The organism is Burkholderia cenocepacia, assembly GCF_900446215.1.
Lineage (GTDB): Bacteria > Pseudomonadota > Gammaproteobacteria > Burkholderiales > Burkholderiaceae > Burkholderia > Burkholderia cenocepacia.
Map to the genome: position 1 here is coordinate 44909 of NZ_UAQZ01000006.1, position 24459 is coordinate 69367.

Consider the following 24459-nt stretch of genomic DNA (forward strand, 5'->3'; position numbering starts at 1 on the left):
AACGACGATGAACGCACAAGAAGCCAATTTCGACGGGCTCGTCGGCCCGACCCACAACTACGCCGGGCTGTCGTTCGGCAACGTGGCGTCGCTGAACAACGAGAAGTCGGCCGCGAACCCGAAGGCCGCCGCGAAGCAGGGCCTGCGCAAGATGAAGCAGCTCGCGGATCTCGGTTTCGCGCAAGGCGTGCTGCCGCCGCAGGAGCGGCCGTCGCTGCGCCTGTTGCGCGAGCTCGGCTTCTCGGGCAAGGACGCGGACGTGATCGCGAAGGCCGCGAAGCAGGCGCCCGAACTGCTCGCCGCGGCGAGCTCGGCGTCGGCGATGTGGACCGCGAACGCGGCCACCGTCAGCCCGTCGGCGGACACCAGCGACGGCCGCGTGCACTTCACGCCGGCGAACCTGTGCAGCAAGCTGCATCGCGCGATCGAGCACGAAGCGACGCGCCGCACGCTGTCGACGCTGTTTGCGGACCCCGCGCACTTCGCGGTGCATGAAGCACTGACCGGCACGCCGGCGCTCGGCGACGAAGGCGCGGCGAACCACACGCGCTTCTGCGCCGAATACGGCAAGCCGGGCATCGAATTCTTCGTGTACGGCCGCGCCGAATACCGTCGCGGCCCCGAGCCGAAGCGTTTCCCGGCCCGCCAGACCTTCGAGGCGAGCCGCGCGGTCGCGCATCGCCACGGGCTCGCGGAGGAAGCGACGGTGTACGCACAGCAGGACCCGGACGTGATCGACGCGGGCGTGTTCCACAACGACGTGATCTCGGTCGGCAACCGCGACACGCTGTTCACCCACGAACGCGCGTTCGTCAACAAGCAGGCGATCTACGACACGCTGACCGCCGCGCTCGACGCACGCGGTGCGCGCCTGAACGTGATCGAAGTGCCGGATGCGGCGGTGAGCGTGAACGACGCGGTGACGTCGTACCTGTTCAACAGCCAGCTGCTGTCGCGCGCGGACGGCTCGCAGGTACTCGTCGTGCCGCAGGAGTGCCGCGAGAACGCGAACGTCGCCGCCTATCTCGACCAGCTTGCCGCCGGCAACGGCCCGATTCACGACGTGCTCGTGTTCGACCTGCGCGAAAGCATGAAGAACGGCGGCGGCCCGGCGTGCCTGCGCCTGCGCGTCGTGCTGAACGAAGCGGAGCGCGCGGCCGTCACGTCGAACGTGTGGATCAACGACACGCTGTTCGCGTCGCTCGACGCGTGGATCGACAAGCACTATCGCGATCGCCTCGCACCGGAAGACCTCGCCGATCCGGCGCTGCTCGACGAATCGCGCACGGCGCTCGACGAGCTCACGCAGATCCTGCGCGTCGGTTCGCTGTATGACTTCCAGCGCTGAGGCACGGATGCCGGCCGCCGCGCTGCTCGACGACTTTCTCGCGTTCACGCTGGCCGGTGACGCGCCGGCCGAACAGGACGGCGCCTGCGCGGGCGGCGCGGTGCGCTGGCAATGGCTCGGCGACGGGCTGCTCGCGTTCGAACCGGCGGCGGCCGACGCCGCGGCGCGCGCGAGCGTGCTCGTGTCGGCCGGCGTGCATGGCGACGAGACGGCGCCGATCGAACTGCTGTCGATGCTGGTGCGCGATCTCGCCGCGGGTGCGCTGCCGCTCGCATGCCGGCTGCTCGTCGTGCTCGGCAACGTGCCGGCGATGCGCGCGGGCGAACGCTATCTCGACGACGACCTGAACCGCCTGTTCAGCGGCCGTCACGCGCAGGTGCCCGCGAGCCGCGAAGCGCCGCGCGCCGCGCAGCTCGAAGCGGCCGCGGCCGCGTTCTTCGCGGCGGCGCCGGCGGGCAGCGCACGCTGGCACATCGACATGCATACGGCGATTCGCGCATCGGTGTTCGAGCAGTTCGCGCTGCTGCCGCACACGGGCACGCCTCCGACGCGCGCGATGATCGAATGGCTCGGCGATGCACGCATCGCGGCCGTGCTGCTGCACACGGCGAAGGGCAATACGTATTCGCATTTCACGGCCGAGCATTGCGGCGCGCTCGCGTGCACGCTGGAACTCGGCAAGGTGCGGCCGTTCGGCCAGAACGACCTGGCGCGCTTCGCGCCGGCCGACCGCGCGGTGCGCAAGCTCGTGTCGGGTGGGAGGGCGGAAGTCGACGCCGGTGGCGGCCATCCGTCGCTGCCGCGCGTCTTCACGGTGATCGACCAGATCACGAAGCAGAGCGACGCGCTCGAGCTGTTCGTCGCGGCCGACGTCGCGAACTTCACCGCGTTCGCGCGCGGAACGGTGCTCGCGCAGGACGGCGACTACCGCTACACGGTGACGCACGACGAGGAACGGATCGTCTTTCCGAATCCGACCGTGAAGCCGGGCCTGCGCGCGGGCCTGCTCGTGATCGATACGACACGCGAGACGATCGCCGCACTCGTCTGATCGACGCGCGATCGGCAGGCCGTGGCGACGCTCGGCTTGCGCATCGCTCCGCGGCCCGTTCATTTTTTTGCGATAACGCCCGCACGCCGCACGGCCGGCGCACGCGCCACGCTTGCGTATTTGCGACACCGTCTTGCAAGTTCGACGGGGCGCGCGGCGGCCGCCGGGCACGCAGCGCAGCATCGCGTCGCGCCGCCCGCTTTGCCATATCGGGCCGCGCGGATTGGTACAATCGCGGCCTTGCGGCTGTTGCGCCGCATCACGGCGCGGCAGCCGCATTGTCGTGGTCATCCGACCCTGCAATGATGCAAGCGCCCGTAGTTCCGGAACATTCGAGTATCGAGGAGAACACCAGATGAAGTTGGATTGGCGTAAAGTGGCCGCGCATGCGGTGGTGGCAGCATCGGCCGTGGCGGCAGGCAGCGCGTTTGCCGCGGATCTGAAGGAGATCCGGTTCGGCGTCGAGGCCTCGTACGCACCGTTCGAATACAAGACGCCCGACGGCAAGCTGACCGGCTTCGACATCGACATCGGCAACGCGGTGTGCGCGAAGCTGAAGACCAAGTGCGTGTGGGTCGAGAACGACTTCGACGGCCTGATCCCGGCGCTGCAGGCGCGCAAGTTCGACGCGATCAACTCGGACATGACGATCACCGACCAGCGCAAGCACGCGATCGCGTTCACCGATCCGATCTACACGATTCCGAACCAGCTGATCGCGAAGCAGGGCAGCGGCCTGCTGCCGACCCCGCAATCGCTGAAGGGCAAGCGCGTCGGCGTGCTGCAGGGCACGATCCAGGAAGCGTACGCGAAGAAGAAGTGGGCGCCGGCCGGCGTTGAAGTCGTGCCGTACCAGACGCAGGATCTGGCGTATGCCGACCTGAAGTCGGGCCGTCTCGACGCGACCTTCCAGGATTCGGAAGCCGGCTCGAAGGGCTTCCTGACGAAGCCGCAAGGCCAGGGTTTCGCGTTCGCGGGCGGCACGGTCAGCGACACCGAGATCCTCGGCTCGGGCGTCGGCTTCGGCCTGCGCAAGAACGACGCGGCGCTGAAGACGGCGCTCGATCAGGCGCTGAAGGAACTGAAGGCCGACGGCACGATCGACAACCTCGCGAAGAAGTACTTCAGCGTGCCCGTCACGCTCAAGTAAGCGTTGCGTTCGCGCGCATGCTGCAAAAAAACCGGCCGCTGATTGAACTGACCCCACGAAGTTGGACGGTTAAAAGCTAAGCGGCCAAGGGCTGAGTCCTGTATTGCACGGGACTCAGCCCATTTAATTTCAGCTTGATGCGTTCGTGGTTGTAGTAGTGGATGTAACGGCTCAACGCATCTCGCAACTGCTCCACGCTCGCAAAGCGCGTCAGCCGATAGCACTCGGATTTCAGCGTGCCGAAGAAGCTCTCCATGGCTGCGTTATCAAGGCAGTTGCCTCTGCGCGACATGCTCTGGGTGAGCGCATGCTGCTTCAACAGCCGACGGTAGGCGGGCATCTGATACTGCCAGCCTTGATCCGAATGCAGTAACGGCCGTCCTTCATCATCGAGCTTGGCCAACGCCTTCTTCAACATGCAGCTGACCAACTCGAAGCTCGGGCGCTCATCCATTTGGTAAGCGACGATCTCCCCGTTGTACAAGTCCATCACCGGCGATAGATAGAGCTTTTGGCCCTCTACATTGAATTCGGTCACGTCGGTCACCCACTTCTGATTCGGGCGTTCAGCATCAAACTGACGCCGCAGTAGATTCGGGGCAACGCGGCCGACTTCGCCTCGCCAGGAACGATATCTCTTTGGGCGTACCAGAGATTTCAATTGCAGCTGTCCCATCAACCGTTGCACGGTCTTGTGGTTGATCGCATCTCCGGTCTGCCGGATCGCCGCCGTGATTCGCCGATAGCCGTAACGGCCCTTGTGGTGGTCGTATACGGTCTGGATCTTCGCTTTGAGATTCGCATACCGATCGCCGGCAGCCAATGCCTTGAGCTGGTAATAGAACGTGCTGCGCGCCAGGCCTGCCGCCTTCAGGAGCGCAGCTACCGGATGACACTGCCTGAGCTCACGCACTATTTGCGCTTTTTCCTGGGCGCTGCCTGCTTCTTGGATTGCAGCAGCGCATCGAGCTTTTTTAGGTATGCCACCTCCGCGCGCAAATACACGATTTCCTTGAGCAGTTCCTCGCGGCTCGGCTCTTTCTGCACGGTATCGTCGGGGGATTTCGGTGGTGGTGAGGTGATCATTTTCGGAGGGCGCCCTCGGCGACGAGGCGCCAACGCATCTATACCGCCCTCATGATACAGACGCTCCCAGATCGGGATGCTTCGTTCATTGCGGATGCCGAACAGCGCTGCCACCTGTGCATACGACAGTTCATCGCGCCGCATCCGCTGAAGGACTGACAATTTGAATCGCGCGTCGTAGTGGCTGTGCTTCTTGCGCAGCCCCTGTTCACCATGCTCGCGATAGCTCGCCACCCAACGTCGCACCATTGTCCTGCCCACTCCGTAACGGTGAGCAAGTGTCTTGGTGCCGGCCTCTCCAGCCAGGTACGCCTGAACCACTCGACGCCGAAAACGTTCGTCGTACTTCGTCATGAAAAACACCCCAAAGGTTGGATCTAGTCCAACTTTTGGGGTGCAGCTCAGATGCGGCCGGTTTGCTTTTGGGGAAGCGAAAACGCCGGAGGCGCGCCGGCCGTCAGCCGGCCGGCGCGGGAAAGAACCGCCCCAGTTCGCGCGCGAGTTCGTTGAGCACCGCCATCTCCTGCTGCGAGATCTTGCGCGCGGGTTGCGCGCCGGCCCAGTCGCCGTACAGCAGCGCGACGGTCGTCGTGCCGACCCGCACGGGCAGCAGCACGAACGCGCGCGTGTCGTCGAACGCGTCGAGATACCACGCGGGCAGGCGCTTCACCATCTTCGGCTCCTGCGCCTGCTCGATGAAGATGCCGACCGAGTTCGTGATCGCGAGATGAAACACGTCCGGCTCGAAGCGCTCGTCGAAGCGTAGCCGGTCGAGCGTCGTATCGACGCCGGGGCCGAAGCCGAGGCGCGCGGCGAACGTGCCGTCGTCGTGGCGCACGAACATCACGGTGCGCGTGAACGCGAGGCCGGCCAGCAGGCTTTCCGACGCGAGCGCGAGCACCGGCGTCAGCACGTGCTCGGACGGCAGCGCGCGCAGGTCGGCCAGGCCGGCTTCGAGGCAGGCCTCGGGTTCGGCCTGCGCGCGTGCGATCGCATCGGCGTTCGCACGCAGCTCGACGATCTCGCGCATCACGGTGTCGCTCGCTTCCTCGCGCGCGAGGCGCTCGGCGATCTCGACGAGCGCCTCGGATTCCATGTCCAGCTCGGCGCCGTAGTGCTGCGCGAGCGCCGCGATGCGCGCGTCGCGCTGCGGGCTGGCGGGCATCACGAGCGCGCCGGCGACGTCGGTCGAACAGCGACTGACCGCGCGCAGCCAGCGGATGCGCTCGGCCGGGCCGTCGTCGGCGGCCGGCTCCGCGTGGCGGGCGTCATCGTCTTCGTCGTCGAACGCGTCGGCGTGCGCCGCGTGATCGTCGTCGGCCATCCCGGCACGGATCACGTCGGGCAGCCGCCAGCGCGCGGCCGCCTCGAGGCCGATCTCGTCGAAGCCGACGCCGAGCACGTCGACGCAGGCCGCCGATTCGTCGCCGTTCAGCTCGGCCGCGCGGCGCCGGATGCGGTCCCACTCGCTGTCGAGATAGCAGACCACCAGCAGCTTGCCGACCTGGCGCATCAGCGTGCAGACGACGGCTTCCTCGCCCGAGCGCAGTTCGGCGCGCTCGGTGAGCTTGCGCGCGACGCAGCCGGACAGCAGCGCGCGGTTCAGCTCCAGCTTCGCGTCGATGCGCCGCGGCGTGCTCTGGTGGAAATGGTCGACGAGCTTCAGCCCGACCACGAGATGGCCGACGGCGTCCATGCCGAGCACCATCAGGGCGCGGGTCACGGTGGTGATGTTGCCGCCGAACGCCATGTACATCGCGGAGTTCGCGAGCCGCAACACTTTCTGCGTGAGCGCGAAGTCCGACAGCACGACGCGCACGAGCGCGGTGAAGTCGAGGTCGTCGTTCTTCATCGCGGCCATCGTCGCGCGCAGCGATTCCGACAGCAGCGGGAAATCGCCCCGTTCGTTCATCCGGGCCCACAGCTTGTCGAGCAGCGCGGTGCGGGGCAGGTATTCGGTGGTTGACATACGGATCTGTCCGGTTCGCCGCGCGTCAGGCGGCGGCGTGCAGGTGCAGCTGCTGCGCCTCGAAGCGCCGCGCGAGCTCCTCGGACGGCAGCGCCTGGCAGACGAGCCAGCCCTGGATGTGATTGCAGCCCATCTCCGTCAGCAGCTCGCGCTGCGCCTCGGTCTCGACGCCTTCGGCGACGAGCTCGAGATCCAGTGTCTGCGCGAGGCCGACCACCGCCGACACGATCGCGCGATCGTTGCGCGACGTCAGCAGGTTCTCGACGAAACTGCGGTCGATCTTCAGCTTCGCGAGCGGGAAGCGCTGCAGATAGGCGAGGCTCGAATAGCCGGTGCCGAAATCGTCGATCGCGAAGCGGATGCCGAGATCGGTCAGCTCCTCGAGCAGCACCTTCGCGTGCGCGGGGTCGTGCATCAGCAGGCTTTCGGTGATTTCGAGCACGATGCGGCGCGGGTCGATGCCCGTCAGCGCGATCGCCTCGCGCACGCTCTGCGTGAAGCGCGGATCGCGGAACTGCTGCGGCGACACGTTGACCGCCACGTATTGCAGCGCGAGCCCCTGGCCGTCCCAGGCGACGAGCTGCATGCACGCGGCCTTGAGCACCCAGTTGCCGAGGTAGTTGATCAGGCCGATCGATTCGGCGAGCGGGATGAAGGTGGCCGGCGGCACGAGGCCGTGCACCGGATGGCGCCAGCGGATCAGCGCCTCGACGCCGACCACCGCGCCCGACTGGCTGCGCGTGATCGGCTGGAAATGGAGCGAAAACTCGCCGTTGCGCACGCCGTCGTACAGGTCGGCTTCGAGCTTGAGGCGTTCGGCGTCGGCCGGATCGTCGACGGGCGCATGGAACGCGAGCGCGTTGCCGCCCGACGCCTTCGCCTGCGAGAGCGCGTGGTCGGCGCGGCGCAGCAGCGGGCTGTGGTGCTGCGCCCGATGCGGCGCGGCACGTTCGTCGGGGTAGAGCGCGATGCCGATGCTCGCGGACAGGTGCACGGTCTGCCCGTGGTACACGTAGGGCTCGCGCACCGCGGCCTGCAGCCGGCGCGCGAGCGCGTCGGCGGCCTGGCTCGCCTGCGCGCGGTCCGGTGCGTTCAGCACGACCGCGAACTTGTCGCTCGCGACGCGCGCGAGCCGTTCGTTCGGCGTGACGAGCGCCTTCAGCCGCTGCGCGGTCTCGCGCAGCAGCGTGTCGCCCGCGTCGTAGCCGAGCGCGCGGTTGATCCGCTGGTAGTCGTCGAGGTCGAGCAGCAGCAGCGCCGCGCAGGTGCCGTGCTCGTCGGCGGTCTGCTGCGCGCGCATCAGCGCCGGCACGAGCGCGGACAGGTTGTCGAGGCCCGTCATCGGGTCGTGGTGCATTTCGTACGTGAGGCGTGCCTCGAGCGCGCGCCACGACGACACGTCGAACGCCGCGATCGCGAAGCCGTCGACGCCGTGGTGGCGGCTCTTGAACGCGCGGATCTCGACGTCCAGCGGGTAGGTGAGCGACTTGACGATGCACATCGTCGCCTTCTCGACCTGGCCGGAACGGGCGGCGCGTGCAAGCAGCCCTTCGAGCGCCGGGGTATCCTGTTCGGCGATCAGGTCGCGCAGCGTCAGCGTGTGCAGGTAGTCGCGGTGGTAGCCGATGAAGCGCAGGCTGGCGTCGGACACATACAGAAAGCGCAGCTCGCGGTCGACATGGGCGAGGAAATCCACCGTGCCGACCGTCTGTTCCAGCCAGTTGCGCACGGAATCGTCGCGGCGCGGCGCGACGGCGCGCGCGGGCATCAGCGCGCCGCCCGACCGAGCGAAGCGGCGCAGCGTATGCAAGGCGCTGCGCCAGGAGCCCTTGCGTGACGTCTGTTTCCTGTTGGCTTCCATGTTTCTCGCTGACGTGAAGGGCTGGAACCGGTTGTCCGGAAGGAATAACGGCAGACTGTCAGAAATCTTTAACGGGCCGGCCGCGGGCGGGGCTGTCGCGGTCCGGATCAACGAGGCAGGTGTTCGTCAGGCGAACGCCCGAGGGGCCTGCATCGAGGCTGACTTTATAAGAAATGAGGACGCAGATGAAGCGAAAACTGTTGCTGGGCGCCATGGCGGCGCTGATGGCCGGCCATGCGCTGCTGGCGCAGGCGGAACTGAAGCCGGGCGCCGCGGCGCCCGATTTCACGACGCAGGCGTCGCTGGGCGGCAAGACTTACACGTACTCGCTCGCGGACGCGCTGAAGCAGGGGCCGGTCGTGCTGTATTTCTATCCGGCGGCGTTCACGAAGGGTTGCACGATCGAGGCGCATGCGTTCGCGGACGCGGTCGACCGTTACAAGGCTTACGGCGCGACGGTGATCGGCGTGTCGGCCGACAACATCGACACGCTGGCGAAGTTCTCGGTGAGCGAGTGCCGCAGCAAATTCCCGGTCGCGGCCGACCCGGACGCGAAGATCATCCGCGAATACGACGCGAAGCTGCCGGCGCTCGACCGGGCGAACCGCGTGTCCTACGTGATTTCGCCGGAAGGAAAGATTCTCTACGAATACACGAGCCTGTCGCCCGACAAGCATGTCGAGAACACGCTCGCCGCCGTGAAGGCGTGGGCCGACGCGCATCCGAAGCAGTAAGCGGCTGCCCCGCGCATGAAAACGGCCCGTCGTGCGGGCCGCGGGCACGGGCATGTGCCGCCTGCCGGCGGCGCGCAACGGGCCGTTATGCGCGCAACGCCTGCTCGATCGGCACGCTGCCGCCGACGAAGCCGACGATCTTGCGCGAAATGCCGAGCTTGATCGCCTCGATCGCGGCCCATGCCACGTCCTGGCGCGACACGGGCGGCGCGGGATCGAGCCACGTGTCGGTCAGCGCGATCTTGCCGACGCCCGGATCGTCGGTGAGCGGGCCCGGGCGCAGGATCACGTAGTCGACGCCCGATGCGATCACGCGGTCGTCGCCTTCGCGCTTCATCTGCGAATAGTGGTGCAGCGCGTCCGGCCCCTGCTCGGGCCGGTACGCGGACAGCGAGCTGATCACCACGAGCTTCTGTGCGTTGTAGGCGAGCGCGTAGTCGGCCGCGCGGGCCACCGCGTCGCGGTCGACCTGCTCCTCTTCGGTCGCGCCGTCCGATTCGGCCGAGCCGGCCGCGTAGATCACGTGCGTGATGCCCTGGAAAGCGTGCGAGAAATCGTTCGTCAGATCGGCCTCGACGACCCGTGCGCCCGCCAGCGCATAGCCGTGCCGGCGCACGAGCGCCGTGACCTCGAACTCCGGCTGCTTGAGCAGCAGATCCGCGCAGGCCTGGCCCGTCCGGCCGGTCGCGCCAATCAGCAGTACCTTCGTCGTCATGAAACCGCTCCTTGCTCGATGCGTCGTCCATCCAGATAGGGACGGACGACCGATAACTCAAGTGTAATGTCGAATTGACCCGGCGGCGGGCGCGTAATAAGGGGCGTACCGGAATCGGGCGTACCGGCGTCGGGCATACCGGCACGCGCGGCCGGCGGTCATTCATTCACATGGATGCGGGAATGACGCGCCGACCGGCTATCATGTGCGCGATGCATTTTTCGCCGCCACGTGTGAATAACGCGGCGGCCCACCGGTTGGAGTACACATGGCATTACCCCTGGACAACGTCAGCATGGCCGTGTTCTGCGACTTCGAGAACGTCGCGCTCGGCGTGCGCGACGCGAAGTACGAGAAATTCGACATCAAGCCCGTGCTGGAGCGCCTGCTGCTCAAAGGCAGCATCGTCGTGAAGAAGGCCTATTGCGACTGGGATCGCTACAAGGGCTTCAAGGCGTCGATGCACGAAGCGAGCTTCGAGCTGATCGAGATTCCGCACGTGCGCCAGTCGGGCAAGAATTCGGCCGACATCCGGCTCGTCGTGGACGCGCTCGACCTCTGCTACACGAAGTCGCACGTCGATACGTTCGTGATCATCAGCGGCGATTCGGATTTTTCGCCGCTCGTGTCGAAGCTGCGCGAGAACGCGAAGAAGGTGATCGGCGTCGGCGTGAAGAAATCGACGTCGGACCTGCTGGTCGCGAACTGCGACGAATTCATCTTCTACGACGATCTGGTGCGCGAGCAGCAGCGTGCGCTCGCGAAGCGCGAACAGCAGCAGCGCGCGGGCAACGGCGGCGCGAAGCGGCCGGACGAGCCGTCGCGCAAGCACGACATGGACGCGCGCAAGGCCGAGGCGATCGCGCTGGCGGTCGAGACCTTCGACGCGCTCGCGTCGGAGCGCGACGACGTCGGCAAGATCTGGGCGTCGGTGCTCAAGAGCGCGATCAAGCGCCGCAAGCCGGATTTCAACGAGTCGTATTACGGGTTCCGCGCGTTCGGCAACCTGCTGGACGAGGCGCAGGCGCGCGGCCTGCTCGAAGTGGGGCGCGACGACAAGTCGGGCGCGTTCGTGTCGCGGGCCCGCCAGTCGGCGGCCGCCGAGCACGTTGCGGCGGGTGGTGAGGGCGGCGCGGCGCACCACGGCGGCCACCATGGCACACGGGCGGCGGAGCCGGTACCGGCCGGCCGCGAGGCGCGCCGTCGCGGGCAGCGGGCGGAATCGGTCGTTCACGAAAGCGCGCAGGTCGAGGCGGAAGACGCGGAGCTTGCCGAGGTCGCCGACGCGGCGCCGGCCGACACGCCCGAGACACCCGAAGCACCCGCGGTGGCCGACGCGCACGGCGACGCGAAGGATGGCCGCAAGCGCGCGCGCAAGAGCGCGGCGAAGAAGACCGGCGCGAAGAAGGGCGCGGCCGCGAAGGGCGCCGGTCGCCACGCGGCCGGCCAGCCGGACACCGCCGCGCAGGGCGACACGACGCATGGCGGCGATGCGCACGCGCACGGCCAGCATGCGGACGAACCGCATCGCGACGCGGCGCATGACGAGCGGCACGCCGAGCCGGCGCCTCGCGCTTCCGGCGCTCGGGACGACGCCGCGCAACCGTCGCACGACGTGGCGCCGGTCGAAGCAACCGTCGACGCGACTCCCGAAGCACCGGCTGCCGCCAAGCCGAAGAAGCCGGCCCGCAAGGCGGCGCCGCGCGCGCGTCGTCCGCGCAAGACGACGGCCGCCGCCGAGTGACGGCAGCCGGCGGCAGCCGGGGCAGTCGTCCGGGTTTCGTCCGCAACCGGGCGACACCCGCGCCGCGCCGTCCGGGCCGGCGCGATGCCGGCCTGTCGCGCTAGCCGTTCAGCACGTACGGCTGCGTCATCACTTCGAGGAAGTGACCGTCCGGGTCGTCGAAGTACACGCCGCGTCCGCCGTTGTGGCGGTAGATGTCACCGGCTTGCCGCTTCGCCGGATCGGCCCAGTGCGGCAAGCCGCGTTCGCGAAGGCGCGCGAGCACGCGATCGAAGCCGGCCTCGTCGATCAGGAACGCGTAATGCTGCGATCGGATCTCCCCCGCCTGTTCGTAAAAATCGAGCGACACGCGATTGTCGAGCGCGACGACCAGCATCGCGCCGAACGGCGTCGGCGGCGGCAATTCCAGCAGTTCGGTGAGGAAGCGGCTCGACGCATGCTTGTCGCGGCACCAGACGATCGTGTGGTTGAGCTGGACGTTCATGGCGGGTTCCCGGGAAGGGGACGGCGGTGGGCATGGACACACGATAGCCGATCGCGGCCCGTCCGCAAGCCGGGGCCGCGGCGAACCGGGCGGCACGCGCCATTCGTCGGCTGAAACGATCTGGACGAACGGCTACTTTTTCGGGAGCAAAGGTCATTGGCGCCGCTTTTTGCGCCGCCAAGAATTCCTGTCAAGCCATCGCCGTCATCCGCCGGATGACGAACGGGCGATGCGCAACAGGGAGACAGACGATGCGCTTCATGCTGAACGGCCAGCCGTTCGATTTCGACGGCGATCCCGATACGCCGCTCCTGTGGGTCATTCGCGACTCGGCCAGACTGACGGGCACCAAATACGGCTGCGGCATCGGCGCGTGCGGCGCCTGCACCGTGCATCTCGACGGCGAAGCCGCGCGCGCGTGCGTGCTGCCGGCGGCGAGCGTCGCGGGCCGCGCGATCACGACGATCGAAGGGCTGTCGCACGACCGCTCGCATCCGGTGCAGCGCGCGTGGATCGAGAAGGACGTGCCGCAATGCGGCTATTGCCAGTCGGGGATGGTGATGGCGACGGCCGCGCTGCTTGCGCGCCACCGCAAGCCGACCGACGCGCAGATCGACGCGGCCGTCACGAACCTGTGCCGCTGCGCGACCTATCAACGCATTCGCGAGGCGATCCATGTCGCGGCCGGCTGACGCGGTGCGGGCGCAGCCCGTGCCGAACGCGGCGCGACGCGTGTTCCTGAAGGGCGGCGTCGCGCTGGCGGGCAGCCTGCTGCTGCCGCTGGCATTCGGCGACGTCGTGCAGGCGGCCGGCGACGGCGCGCGCTTTCGCGAGATCAACGACTGGGTTCGCGTCGACGCGGACGGCCGGACGATCATCGGCTTGTCGCAGGCGGAAGTCGGGCAGGGCGTCCATACCGGGCTGCCGCAGGTGCTGGCCGACGAGATGGATGCCGACTGGCGCAGCGTGACGGTCGAGTTCGTCACGGGACGCGACGCGTACCGGATCGATGCCGCGAACGAGGCGCCGCAGCAATTCGTCGGCGCATCGATGTCGGCGACGATGTTCTACACGCGGTTGCGGATCGCGGGGGCGCAGGCGCGCTCGGCGTTCCTGCGGGCCGGCGCCGCGCGGCTCGGCGTGCGCGACACGCAGTGCGTGACGCGCGACGGCCGCGTCATCCATCCGCCGAGCGGGCGTTCGCTGTCGTACGGCGCGCTCGTCGACGACGCGGCCAGGCTGCCGCACGATCCGCAGCCGCGCCTGAAACCGGCTTCCGCGCACACGCTGATCGGCCGTCCGCTGCACAAGCTCGACGTGCCCGCGAAGGTCGACGGCAGCGCGATCTTCGGCATCGACGTGCAGGTGCCCGACATGCTGGTCGGCGCGCTGACGATGGCGCCGACGCTGAACGGCAAGCCGAGCGCCGTGAAGAACCGCGACGCATTGCGCGCGATGCCGGGCGTGGCGGACGTCGTGGTCGCGAAGGACGCGGTGATCGTCGTCGCGCAGACCTACTGGCAGGCGAAGAAGGCGTGCGACGCGGCGGACATCGTGTGGGACGCGGGCCCGACGCCGGCATTCGACAGCACGACGATCCTCGCGCAGCGCAAGGGCGCGCTGCAGGCGGAGCACGCGGTGGTCGCGACGCAGGTCGGCGAGCCCGGGCGCCATCTCGCCGAGTCCGGCAACGTCGTCGAAGCCGACTACCACACGCCGTACATCGTTCACGCGACGATGGAGCCCGTCAATGCGACCGTGCATGTGCGGGCCGGCGAGATCGAGGTCTGGGGGCCGATCCAGGGGCAGGACAAGGTGCGCTGGACGCTGTCGGCGCTGTTCGGCGTGCCGGCCGAGCGCGTGATCGTCAACACGACGTTTCTCGGCGGCAGCTTCGGCCGCAAGTACGTGCCCGATTTCGTCGTGCATGCGGCCGTCGCGTCGAAGGCGGTCGGGCGGCCCGTGAAGGTGATCCGCTCGCGCGAGGACGACATCCGTCACGGCTTCTACCGGCCGTGCGCGTCCGCGCGGTTTCGCGCGGCGCTCGGCCGCGACGGCCTGCCGGTCGCGCTGCATGCGCGCGTCGCCGGCCATTCGCTGTATGCGGCGATCAAGCGCGACCGCTACGACAAGGCGGGCGGCTGGGACGAGACGATGCTCGACGGCCTGTACGACCTTTGCTACGACGTGCCGAACCTGCTGGTCGATTCCGTCACGGTGATGCAGCCGATCCCGGTCAGCTTCATGCGCAGCGTCGGCAGCACGTCGACCGTGTTCTTCCTCGAAAGCTTCGTGAACGAGCTCGCGCATACGGTGCGGGCCGACCCGGTGCAATACCGGCGCGCGTTGCTGAAGCACGATGCGCTCGCGCTGCGCGTGCTCGATGCGACGGCCGCGCGCGCGAACTGGTTCGGCCGCGCGCCGGCCGGCCTGTCGCGCGGGGTCGCGTATTCGCTGTACACCGGGCGCGGCGGCGCGTTCAGCACGTACGTCGCGGCGGTCGCCGAGGTGCGCGTGACGCGCGGCAGCGTGAGGCTCGAGCGGATCGTGTGCGGGATCGACTGCGGCCGCGCGATCAATCCGCTGCTGATTCGCGAGATGGTCGAGGGCGGCGTCGGCTTTGCGCTCACCAACACGTTCAGGAGCGAAATCACGTTCGAGCACGGCGCGGTCGTGCAGCGCAATTTCGCCGACTATCCGCTGCTCGGCCTGGCCGCGATGCCGAAGATCGAGGTGGTGATCGTCGACAGCGACCGCGATCCGCAAGGCTGCGGCGAGGTCGCGTTGCCGCCCGTCGCGCCGGCGGTGGCGGATGCGATCTGGCGCGCGACCGGCGAGCGGCCGCGTTCGATGCCGTTCGATACGCCGCTCGCGACCTGAACGACCCGATATCCCCCACCGGCCGGCGGCGCCCCGCGCGTCGCCGGTCAATAGCAAGCATAACTACACGATTGGTCTGGAGACTTCGATGAAAACCTTTCGCACGGCCGCGACGGCCGTCTCGTTCGCGGCCGCCGCCGCATCGCCGGGCGCGCAGGCGCAGGGCAGCGTGACGCTGTACGGCATCGTCGACACCGGCGTGCAGTACTACAACCATGCGGCCGGCGGCGGCGCGGTCGCCGGCATGCCGTCGCTGACCGGCGAAGTGCCGTCGCGCTTCGGGTTGCGCGGCGTCGAGGCGCTCGGCGGCGGCTACCGCACGTTCTTCGTGCTCGAAAACGGCTTCGCGCTGAACTCGGGCGCGCTGAACTACGGCGGCCGCCTGTTCGGCCGGCAGGCGAACGTCGGCATCGATTCGCCGTACGGCACGCTCACGCTCGGGCGGCAGATGAACATGTCGATGCTCGTGCTGCTCAACGCCGACGTGATCGGCCCGTCGATTCATTCGATGGCCAGCTTCGACAGCTATCTGCCGAACGCGCGCAGCGACAGCGCGATCGGCTATCTCGGCCACTTCGGCGGCGTGACGCTCGGCGGTACGTACAGCACCGGGCGCGATGCGGCGGGCCCGGCCGGCCCGTCGGCCACGAACTGCGCGGGCAACGTGCCGGGCGACCCCGTCGCCTGCCGGCAATACACGATGATGGTCGCGTACGACGCACCGCAGTTCGGCGTGGCCGCATCGTACGACGTGATGCACGGCGGCACGGGCGCGTCGGCGCCGCTGTCGAGCCCAGGCTATACGGACACGCGCACGATCGTCGATGCGTACGTCAAGCTCGGCATCGCGAAGCTCGGCGCGGGCTGGATCCGCCGCAACACGGCGGCCGCGGCCCACAGCCAGTCGGACCTCTTTTTCGCGGGCGGCACGGTCTACGCGACGCCGGCGCTATCATTCGACGCACAGGCCGTGCGCTATCTGCTGCGCGGCCGCTACGACTCGAACCTGTTCGTCGGGCGCGCGAATTACAGCCTGTCGAAGCGCACGCTGGTCTATACGTCGGTCGGTTACATGACGAACAGCGCGTTCGGCACGTCGGCGGTGGCGGCAGGCGGCACGGTCGGCACCGGCCGCAACCAGGTCGGCGCGATGGCGGGCATCCAGCAGCGCTTCTGATGCGGCGGCGCGCTCCACGGAGACTTCGACGATGACGACCGATCTTCTCAGCGACGTGCTGACCGACCTGCGGGCCGATGCGGTCGTCACCGGACGCTTCACGCTGAGCGCGCCGTGGGCGATCCGCAAGCCGGCCGTCGCGGGCGCGCCGTTTCGCACCTGCGCGGGCAGCCCGTTCTTCCTGGCGGTCGCGGGCGCCGCGCCCGTGCACGTCGAGCCGGGCGACTTCGTGCTGCTGCCGCACGGCGACGAGCACGTGATGGCGTCGTCGCTCGACGTGCCGCCCGTGCCGTTCGACACGCTGATGGCCGACAAGGGCATCCGGCCGCGCTTCGATACGCCGCTCGAGTTCGTCGCGGGCGGCGGCGGCGCGACCAGCGAGCTCTATACGGGGATCGTCGTGTATCGCGACATCGTGCGCAGCCCGCTGTTCTCGGTGTTGCCGACGCTGATCCACGTGCGCGCCAACGATGCGGCCGTCGCGCCGTGGCTCGCGAGCACGCTGCAGAGCTTCATCCAGGAATCGATGGCGTGCCAGCCGGGCTGGGCGGTCGCCGCGACGCGCCTGGCCGACGTGCTGTTCGTGCAGCTGCTGCGCGCGCATCTGCAATCGTCGGCGAATCACACGGGCTGGCTGCGTGGCCTCACCGATCCGCAGATCGGCCGCGCGATGGCGCTGATGCATCGCGACCCGCGGCGCAACTGGCAGCTCGCGAGCCTCGCGGCCGAGGCCGGCATGTCGCGTTCGCGCTTTTGCGCGCATTTCGCCGAACTCGTCGGCGAGACGCCGATCGGTCATCTGACCGCCTACCGGATGTATCTGGCGAGCGGCGAGCTCGCGAACGGCAAGCTGCGCCTGATCGAGATCGCCGAGCGGGTCGGCTACACGTCGGAGAAGGCGTTCGCGCGCGCGTTCCATCGCTGGTCGGGGATGGCGCCGCGCCGCTATGCGCGCAACGCACGGGACCTGTATGACCTTGCACGACATGGATGACCGCGCGTTGCGCCATTGGGTGCCGGCGCTCGCGCGCGGGCTCGCGATTCTCGAAGCGGTCGCGGCCGGGCCGTCGCTCCCGACCGCCGCGGACCGGGCGACGCGGCTCGACGTGCCGCGCAACTCGATCGCGCGGTTGCTGAGGACGCTGGTCCGGCATGCGTTTCTGGTCGTCGATCCGCACGGCCGCTATCGGCCGGGGCCGGCCGCCGCGCGGGTCGCGGCCGCGTATCTCGGCGCGCGGCCGGAGGTCGCGCACGCGCAGCCGGTGCTGGACGCGTTGTGTGCGCGCAGCGGGCTCGCCGCGCAGTTGCTCGGGCGGGATGGCGCGGAAGTCGTCGTGCTCGCGCAGGCGGCGCCCGACGGGGCCGCGTGCCTCGTCACGCGCGTCGGCGCGCGGTTCGCGGGGCGGATAGAGGACGCTGCGGACGACCAAAGCGACGCGGCCGACACGGGTGGTCGGCCCGTCCGGCGGTTTGGCCGGCAACGCGCGTCGTGGCAGGAGGCTGGCATCGTCGCGATGCCGGTGGATGCGGGCGGGGCGCTCGCGATCGGCGTCGCGCTCGATGTGCCGGGCGACGCACGATGGCGGCGGATACCGGCAATGATCGACGACGCGGCCCGGCGCCTGGCGGACGCGCTGGCCGATCCGGCCGAGGCCGAGCGCCGCTGAGCGCCGTCGGCCGTCGTCGCGGCCCACCGGCGTGGATGCCGGCTGCGCGCGACCTTCGCGGCGGCGCGGGCCGACGGCCGGAGCGGGGCGGTACGACATGCCCCGCCCCGTTCGCGTCCGGCCGCTCGCCGCTACTCGCCGCTACTTGCCGTTACTCGCCGTTACTCGCCGGCGACGGCCGGCCCGCCGGTATTGCCGCGGCGGTTGCGGCGCTTCTCGGCCCATACGCGGAACCGGTCCATGTACAGGTAGACGACCGGCGTCGTATAGAGCGTCAGCACCTGCGACATGACCAGGCCGCCGGCGATCGCGATCCCGAGCGGCGCGCGCAATTCGGCGCCGTCGCCGTTGCCGAACGCGAGCGGCAGCGCGCCGAGCAGCGCCGCCATCGTCGTCATCATGATCGGGCGAAAGCGCAGCAGGCACGCTTCGTGGATCGCGTCGAACGACGACTTCCCTTGGTTGCGCGTCTGGTCGATCGCGAAGTCGACCATCATGATCGCGTTCTTCTTCACGATGCCGATCAGCAGGATCACGCCGATCAGCGCGATGATGCTGAACTCGGTCTTGAACAGCAGCAGCGCGAGCAGCGCGCCGACGCCGGCCGACGGCAGCGTCGACAGGATCGTGATCGGATGGATGTAGCTCTCGTACAGGATCCCGAGCACGATGTAGACGGCCAGCAGCGCGGCGAGGATCAGGATCGGCTGATCGTTCATCGACTGCTGGAACGCCTGCGCGGTGCCCTGGAAGCTGCCGACGATCGTCGGCGGAACCCCGACCTGCGCCATCGTCTGGTAGATCACCTGCGTCGCCTGCGACAGCGACACGCCCGGCGGCAGGTTGAACGAGATCGTCGTCGCGACGAACAGCCCCTGGTGGTTGACCGACAGCGGCGTCGTGCTCGGCCCGAAGGTCGCGATCGCCGACAGCGGGATCATCGTCGACTTCGACGTCGACACCGACGCGCCCGACGACGCGCTCGACTTGCCGCTCGCCGCGATCGAGTTGAGCGCCTGGTTGCGCGCCGAGTCGGACGCGATCGCCGCGGCGCTTTGCGCGGCCGTGCCGGCGCTCGACGTGCCGGCCGAGGTCGCGACGAAGGTGCCGGCGGCCGCGTTGGTGGTCTGCGAGCCGTTCGCGCTGCCGCCCGACGTGCTGATCCAAACCTGGTTCAGCATCTCCGGGCTCTGCCAGTATTTCGGCGCGACTTCCATCACGACGTGGTACTGGTTCAGCGGGTTGTAGATCGTCGAGACCTGGCGCTGGCCGAACGCGTCGTACAGCGTGTTGTCGATCTGCGCGGGCTTGATGCCGAACCGCGCGGCCGTCGCGCGGTCGATCGTCACCATGGCCTCCATGCCGCCTTGCTGCTGGTCGGAGTTCACGTCGGTCAGCTCGGGGCGCTTCTGCAGCGCCTCGGTCAGCAGCGGCCCCCACTTGTACAGGTCGGCGGTCGAATCGCCGAGCAGCGTGAACTGGTACTGCGCGTTGCTCTGCCGGCCGCCGACGCGAATGTCCTGCGCGGCCTGCAGGAACGTGCTCGCGCCGGCCACGTCCGCCAGCCGCGGGCGCAGCTGCTGGATCACCTGGTCGGCCGACAGCTTGCGCTCGGTGCGGTCCTTCAGCGTGACGAACATGAAGCCGGAGTTGGTTTGCGTGCCGCCGGTGAAGCCCGCGACGCTCTTCACGTTCGGGTTGGCCTGCACGATCCGCATCATCTCGGAGAACTTCAGCTTCATCGCCTGGAACGACGTGGACTGGTCGGCCCGAATGCCGCCGATCATCAGCCCGGTGTCCTGCTGCGGGAAGAAGCCCTTCGGCACGACGACGTACAGGTACACGTTCAGCCCGATCGTCGCGAACAGCGTCAGCAGGATCAGGAGCGGCCGGCGCAGCGCCCACGACAGCGAGCGCTCGTAGCCGCGCTGCAGGCGCGCGAAACCGCGTTCGAGGAAACGCCCGAAGCGGCCCTCGCTTTGCGGGTCGTGCTGTTCGGGCAGCAGGCGCGCGCACATCATCGGCGTGACCGTGAGCGACACCGCGAGCGACACGGCGATCGCGAGCGACAGTGTCAGCGCGAACTCGCGGAACAACCGCCCGACGATCCCGCCCATCAGCAGGATCGGCAGGAACACCGCGACGAGCGAGATGCTCATCGACAGCACCGTGAAGCCGACTTCGCGCGCGCCGTCGAACGCGGCCTGCATCCGCGGCTTGCCGTTCTCGATGTGCCGCGAGATGTTCTCGAGCACGACGATCGCATCGTCGACGACGAAGCCGGTCGCGACGATCAGCGCCATCAGCGACAGGTTGTCGATCGAGAAGCCGAGCAGGTACATCGCGCCGAACGTGCCGATGATCGAGATCGGCACCGCGACGCTCGGGATCAGCGTCGCGCGCCAGTTGCGCAGGAACAGGAACACGACCATCACGACGAGGCTGACCGCGATCAGCAGCGTATGCTCGGTGTCCTTCAGCGATGCGCGGATGGTGGTCGAGCGGTCGAGCACCGGCGTGACCGTGATGTCGGCCGGCAGCGACGCGGTGAGCTGCGGCAGCGCCGCGCGCACGCGGTCGATCGTGTCGATGATGTTCGCGCCGGGCGAGCGATAGAGGATCACGAGCACCGCGCGCTTGCCGTTCGACAGGCCGAGGTTGCGCAGATCCTCGACCGAATCGACGACGTCCGATAGGTCGGACAGCCGCACGGCCGAGCCGTTGCGGTAGGCGACGACAAGGTCGCGGTATTGCGACGCCTGGGACGCCTGGTCGTTCGTGTAGAGCTGGTAGTGCTGCGGGCCGAATTCGATCGCGCCCTTCGGCGCGTTGGCGTTCGCGGACGCCAGCGCCGCGCGCACGTCCTCGAGGCCGATCCCGTAGTGGAACAGCGACTGCGGTTCGAGCTCGACGCGCACGGCCGGGTTCGCGGAGCCGCTCACGGTGACCTGGCCGATCCCGTCGATCTGCGACAGCGACTGCTGCAGCACCGTGGACGCGGCGTCGTACAGCTTCGCGGGCGACGACGTCTCCGACGTCAGCGACACGATCATGATCGGCGAATCGGCCGGGTTGACCTTGCGGTACGTCGGGTTGCTCTTCAGCGCGGCGGGCAGGTCGGCGCGCGCCGCGTTGATCGCGGCCTGCACGTCGCGCGCGGCGCCGTCGATGTCGCGGTTCAGGCCGAACTGCAGGATGATCCGCGCATTGCCGACCGTGCTCGTCGACGTCATTTCGGAGACGTCCGCGATCGAGCCGAGGTGCCGCTCGAGCGGGCTCGTCACGCTGGTCGCGACCGTTTCCGGGCTCGCGCCCGGCAGCGACGCCTGCACCGAGATCGTCGGGAAGTCGACCTGCGGCAGCGGCGACACCGGCAGCTTGATGAACGCGAACAGGCCCGCGAGCGCGACGCCGAGCGCGAGCAGCGTCGTCGCGACGGGGCGGGTGATGAAGGGGCGCGACAGGTTCATCGGTTATGCGCCCGTGTGCTTGCCTGCATCGGCGCCTGGCCCGTGCCGTTCGAACCAGCCGCGCACGCGGCGCGCGAGCGAATCGAAGCCGAGGTAGATCACGGGCGTCGTGAACAGCGTCAGCACCTGCGACACGATCAGGCCGCCGGCGATCGCGATCCCGAGCGGCTGGCGCAGCTCGGAGCCCGCGCCGGAGCCGACGATCAGCGGCACCGCGCCGAGCAGCGCGGCGAGCGTCGTCATCAGGATCGGCCGGAAGCGCAGCAGGCAGGCCTGGTAGATCGCCTCGCGCGGCGGCTTGCCTTCGACGCGTTCGGCCTCGAGCGCGAAGTCGATCATCATGATCGCGTTCTTCTTCACGATGCCGATCAGCAGCACGATGCCGATGATCCCGATGATGTCGAGGTCGTGCCCGGTGATCATCAGCGCGAGCAGCGCGCCGACGCCGGCCGACGGCAGCGTCGACAGGATCGTGATCGGGTGGATGTAGCTCTCGTACAGCACGCCGAGCACGATGTACATCGTGACGACCGCCGCGAGGATCAGGAACAGCTGGTTCGACAGCGACGCCTGGAACGCGAGCGCCGCACCCTGGAAGCGCGTCTGGAACGAGCCGGGCAGGCCGATGTCCTTCTCGGCGGCCTCGATCGCCTTGACCGCTTCGCCGAGCGACGCGCCCGGTGCGAGGTTGAACGAGATCGTCGTCGACGGGAACTGCGACAGGTGCGCGACCAGCAGCGGCGACGGCCGCTCGTGGAACGACGCGATCGACGACAGCGGCACCTGGCCGCCGCCGGCCGACGGCAGGTAGATGTCGTTCAGCGATTGCGCGTAGTGCTGCTCCTTCGGCTCCGATTCGAGAATCACTCGGTACTGGTTCGACTGCGTGAAGATCGTCGACACGATGCGCTGGCCGAACGCGTCGTACAGCGCGTTGTCGACGGTCGCCGGCGTGATGCCGAAGCGCGCGGCGCTCGCGCGGTCGATCTCGATGTATACCGACTGGCCGTTGCTCTGCAGGTCGGTCGCGACGTCGGCGAGCGACGGCTCCTGCTGCAGCCGCGCGACGAGCTTCGGCACCCAGGTCGCGAATTCTTCCGAGTTGGGGCTCGTCAGCATGAACTGGTACTGCGTCGGGCTGACCGTCGAGTCGATCGTCAGGTCCTGCACCGGCTGCATGAACAGCGAGATGCCGGTGATGTTCGACACGCGCTGCTGCAGGTCGCGGATGATCTGCGCGGCGGTTTCGGTGCGTTCGTCGCGGGCCTTCAGGTTGATCAGCATCCGGCCGCTGTTCAGCGTGATGTTGCTGCCGTCGACGCCGATGAACGACGTGAGGCTGTCGACGTTCGGATCCTTCAGGATCTCGGCCGCGAGCGCCTGCTGGCGTTCGGCCATCGCGCCGTACGAGATCGACTGCGGCGCCTGCGTGATCGCCTGGATCACGCCGGTGTCTTGCGCGGGGAAGAAGCCCTTCGGCACGAACACATAGAGCAGGGCGGTCAGCCCGAGCGTCAGCAGCGCGACGACGAGCGTCGAGCGCTGGCGGTTCAGCACCCATTCGAGCGCGACCGCGTAGCGCGCGATCACCCAGTCGATTGCCTGGTGCACGCGCGCCTCGAAGCGGTGGCTCTCCGGCGGCGGCGAATGGCGCAGCAGCTTCGCGCACATCATCGGCACGAGCGTGAGCGACACGATCGCCGAGATCACGATCGTCACCGCGAGCGTGATCGCGAATTCGTGGAAGAGGCGCCCGACCACGTCGCCCATGAACAGCAGCGGGATCAGCACCGCGATCAGCGAGACCGTCAGCGAGATGATCGTGAAGCCGATCTGCCGCGAGCCCTTCAGCGCGGCCTCGAGTCCCGATTCGCCTTCCTCGACGTAGCGCGCGATGTTCTCGATCATCACGATCGCATCGTCGACGACGAAGCCGGTCGCGATGGTGAGCGCCATCAGCGACAGGTTGTTCAGCGAGAAGCCGGCCATGTACATCACCGCGAGCGTGCCGATCAGCGACAGCGGCACCGACAGGCTCGGGATGATCGTCGCGTAGACGTTCGCGAGGAACAGGTACATCACCAGCACGACCAGCGCGACCGCGAGCAGCAGCTCGAACTGCACGTCGCGCACGGCCGCGCGGATCATCGTCGTGCGATCGGTGACGATCTCGACGTCGAGCGCGGCCGGCAGCGTTTCCTGCAGCTTCGGCAACTGCGCCTTGATCGCGTCGACGGTCGCGATCACGTTCGCGCCCGGCTGGCGCTGCACGTTCAGGATGATCGCCGGGTCCGCATTCACCCACGCGCCGAGCTTGGTGTTCTCCGAGCCGGCGACGACCGTCGCGACGTCGGTCAGCATCACCGGGCGGCCGTTCTTGTACGCGACCACCGCGCTGTTGTACTGGTCGGCGCTCGTCAGCTGGTCGTTCGCGTTGATCGTGTACGCGCGCGTCGGGCCGTCGAAGTTGCCCTTCGGCGTGTTGACGTTCAGGTTCGAGATCGTCGTGCGCAGGTCGTCGAGGTTCATCCCGTACTGCGCGAGCGCGGTCGGGTTCGCCTGGATCCGCACGGCCGGGCGGTTGCCGCCCGACAGGCTGACGAGGCCGACGCCGGCGATCTGCGAGATCTTCATCGCGAGGCGCGTGTCGGCCAGGTCCTGCACCTGCGTGAGCGGCAGCGTCTTGGACTTGACGGCGAGCGTCAGCACCGGTGCATCGGCCGGGTTCACCTTCGCGTAGATCGGCGGAGCCGGCAGGTCGGACGGCAGCAGGTTGCCGGCCGCGTTGATCGCGGCCTGCACTTCCTGTTCGGCGATGTCGAGCGGCAGGTCGAGCGAGAACTGCAGCGTGATCACCGACGCACCGGCCGAGCTTTGCGACGACATCTGGTTCAGCGACGGCATCTGCCCGAACTGGCGTTCGAGCGGCGCGGTGACCGACGACGTCATCACCTCCGGGCTCGCGCCCGGGTAGAAGGTCTGGACCTGGATCGTCGGGTAGTCGACCTCGGGCAGCGCGGCGAGCGGCAGAAAGCGCAGCGCGACGAGGCCGGCCAGCATGATCGCCGCCATCAGGAGGGCGGTGCCGACCGGCCGGAGAATGAAGAGGCGGGATGGATTCAT

General features: G+C 68.4%; 17 protein-coding genes. 10 read left to right on the top strand and 7 right to left on the bottom strand.

What is annotated here, in order from left to right; genetic code table 11:
• Nucleotides 1-7 precede the first annotated feature (7 nt).
• The 3 genes from astB (at nt 8) to DTA15_RS13795 (ending at nt 3549) form a co-directional block, all read left to right on the top strand.
• On the top strand, nt 8-1348 hold the full coding sequence (astB, locus tag DTA15_RS13780; protein WP_006488742.1) for an N-succinylarginine dihydrolase: 1341 nt from the start codon (nt 8-10) through the stop codon (nt 1346-1348).
• Nucleotides 1349-1355: 7 nt separating this feature from the next.
• A complete protein-coding gene (gene astE / locus DTA15_RS13785; RefSeq protein ID WP_012492443.1) occupies nt 1356-2399 on the top strand; it encodes a succinylglutamate desuccinylase in 1044 nt (347 codons plus the stop codon).
• Nucleotides 2400-2754: 355 nt separating this feature from the next.
• On the top strand, nt 2755-3549 hold the full coding sequence (locus DTA15_RS13795) for an ABC transporter substrate-binding protein (protein WP_006490898.1): 795 nt from the start codon (nt 2755-2757) through the stop codon (nt 3547-3549).
• A gap of 76 nt (nt 3550-3625) precedes the next feature.
• Here DTA15_RS13795 and DTA15_RS13800 read toward each other — a convergent pair.
• The 3 genes from DTA15_RS13800 to cdpA form a co-directional block, all read right to left on the bottom strand.
• Nucleotides 3626-4989, bottom strand: a protein-coding gene (locus DTA15_RS13800) for an IS3-like element ISBcen10 family transposase (RefSeq protein ID WP_085964348.1) whose coding sequence is annotated in 2 segments (ribosomal slippage) — nt 3626-4527 and nt 4527-4989 — 1365 coding nt in all. Because the reading frame shifts where the segments join, the coding sequence is not laid out codon by codon here.
• A 103-nt stretch (nt 4990-5092) separates the two neighbouring features.
• Nucleotides 5093-6604, bottom strand: a complete 1512-nt coding sequence (locus DTA15_RS13805) for an HDOD domain-containing protein (protein ID WP_006493187.1) — start codon at nt 6602-6604, stop codon at nt 5093-5095.
• Nucleotides 6605-6629: 25 nt separating this feature from the next.
• Nucleotides 6630-8372, bottom strand: coding sequence for a cyclic di-GMP phosphodiesterase CdpA (gene cdpA / locus DTA15_RS13810; RefSeq protein ID WP_012492445.1), 1743 nt, complete (start codon nt 8370-8372; stop codon nt 6630-6632).
• Between the two features lie 278 nt (nt 8373-8650).
• Here cdpA and DTA15_RS13815 point away from each other — a divergent pair, with 278 nt between their 5' ends.
• Nucleotides 8651-9199 carry a peroxiredoxin gene (locus tag DTA15_RS13815; protein WP_006491247.1) on the top strand — a complete coding sequence of 183 codons (549 nt, stop codon included), beginning with the start codon at nt 8651-8653 and terminating at the stop codon, nt 9197-9199.
• A gap of 85 nt (nt 9200-9284) precedes the next feature.
• Here DTA15_RS13815 and DTA15_RS13820 read toward each other — a convergent pair whose 3' ends face one another.
• A complete protein-coding gene (locus DTA15_RS13820; RefSeq protein ID WP_006491249.1) occupies nt 9285-9914 on the bottom strand; it encodes an SDR family oxidoreductase in 630 nt (209 codons plus the stop codon).
• A gap of 268 nt (nt 9915-10182) precedes the next feature.
• Here DTA15_RS13820 and DTA15_RS13825 point away from each other — a divergent pair, with 268 nt between their 5' ends.
• Complete coding sequence (locus tag DTA15_RS13825; protein ID WP_006491243.1) at nt 10183-11658, top strand: NYN domain-containing protein; 1476 nt, start codon at nt 10183-10185, stop codon at nt 11656-11658.
• 100 nt (nt 11659-11758) lie between these two features.
• Here DTA15_RS13825 and DTA15_RS13830 read toward each other — a convergent pair whose 3' ends face one another.
• Nucleotides 11759-12142, bottom strand: coding sequence for a VOC family protein (locus tag DTA15_RS13830; RefSeq protein ID WP_006491250.1), 384 nt, complete (start codon nt 12140-12142; stop codon nt 11759-11761).
• A 251-nt stretch (nt 12143-12393) separates the two neighbouring features.
• On the opposite strand from DTA15_RS13830, the gene DTA15_RS13835 reads away from it, so the two are divergent.
• The 5 genes from DTA15_RS13835 (at nt 12394) to DTA15_RS13855 (ending at nt 17866) form a co-directional block, all read left to right on the top strand.
• Nucleotides 12394-12834, top strand: a complete 441-nt coding sequence (locus tag DTA15_RS13835; RefSeq protein WP_006491242.1) for a (2Fe-2S)-binding protein — start codon at nt 12394-12396, stop codon at nt 12832-12834.
• Nucleotides 12818-15022 carry a xanthine dehydrogenase family protein molybdopterin-binding subunit gene (locus tag DTA15_RS13840; protein ID WP_006491244.1) on the top strand — a complete coding sequence of 735 codons (2205 nt, stop codon included), beginning with the start codon at nt 12818-12820 and terminating at the stop codon, nt 15020-15022. The genes DTA15_RS13835 and DTA15_RS13840 overlap by 17 nt, the downstream gene beginning before the upstream one ends.
• 88 nt (nt 15023-15110) lie before the next feature.
• Nucleotides 15111-16199 carry a porin gene (locus DTA15_RS13845; RefSeq protein ID WP_006491251.1) on the top strand — a complete coding sequence of 363 codons (1089 nt, stop codon included), beginning with the start codon at nt 15111-15113 and terminating at the stop codon, nt 16197-16199.
• Between the two features lie 31 nt (nt 16200-16230).
• Nucleotides 16231-17193: an AraC family transcriptional regulator gene (locus DTA15_RS13850; protein ID WP_006491252.1), complete on the top strand. Its 963-nt coding sequence runs from the start codon at nt 16231-16233 to the stop codon at nt 17191-17193.
• The gene (locus DTA15_RS13855; RefSeq protein ID WP_012492446.1) at nt 17171-17866 is read left to right on the top strand and encodes a helix-turn-helix domain-containing protein; all 696 of its coding nucleotides are present in this window, start codon (nt 17171-17173) and stop codon (nt 17864-17866) included. The genes DTA15_RS13850 and DTA15_RS13855 overlap by 23 nt, the downstream gene beginning before the upstream one ends.
• A 161-nt stretch (nt 17867-18027) precedes the next feature.
• Here the strand turns inward: DTA15_RS13855 and DTA15_RS13860 are convergent, their stop codons facing one another.
• Nucleotides 18028-21336, bottom strand: coding sequence for an efflux RND transporter permease subunit (locus tag DTA15_RS13860; protein ID WP_006490735.1), 3309 nt, complete (start codon nt 21334-21336; stop codon nt 18028-18030).
• 3 nt (nt 21337-21339) lie between these two features.
• Nucleotides 21340-24459 carry an MdtB/MuxB family multidrug efflux RND transporter permease subunit gene (locus DTA15_RS13865; RefSeq protein ID WP_006490734.1) on the bottom strand — a complete coding sequence of 1040 codons (3120 nt, stop codon included), beginning with the start codon at nt 24457-24459 and terminating at the stop codon, nt 21340-21342.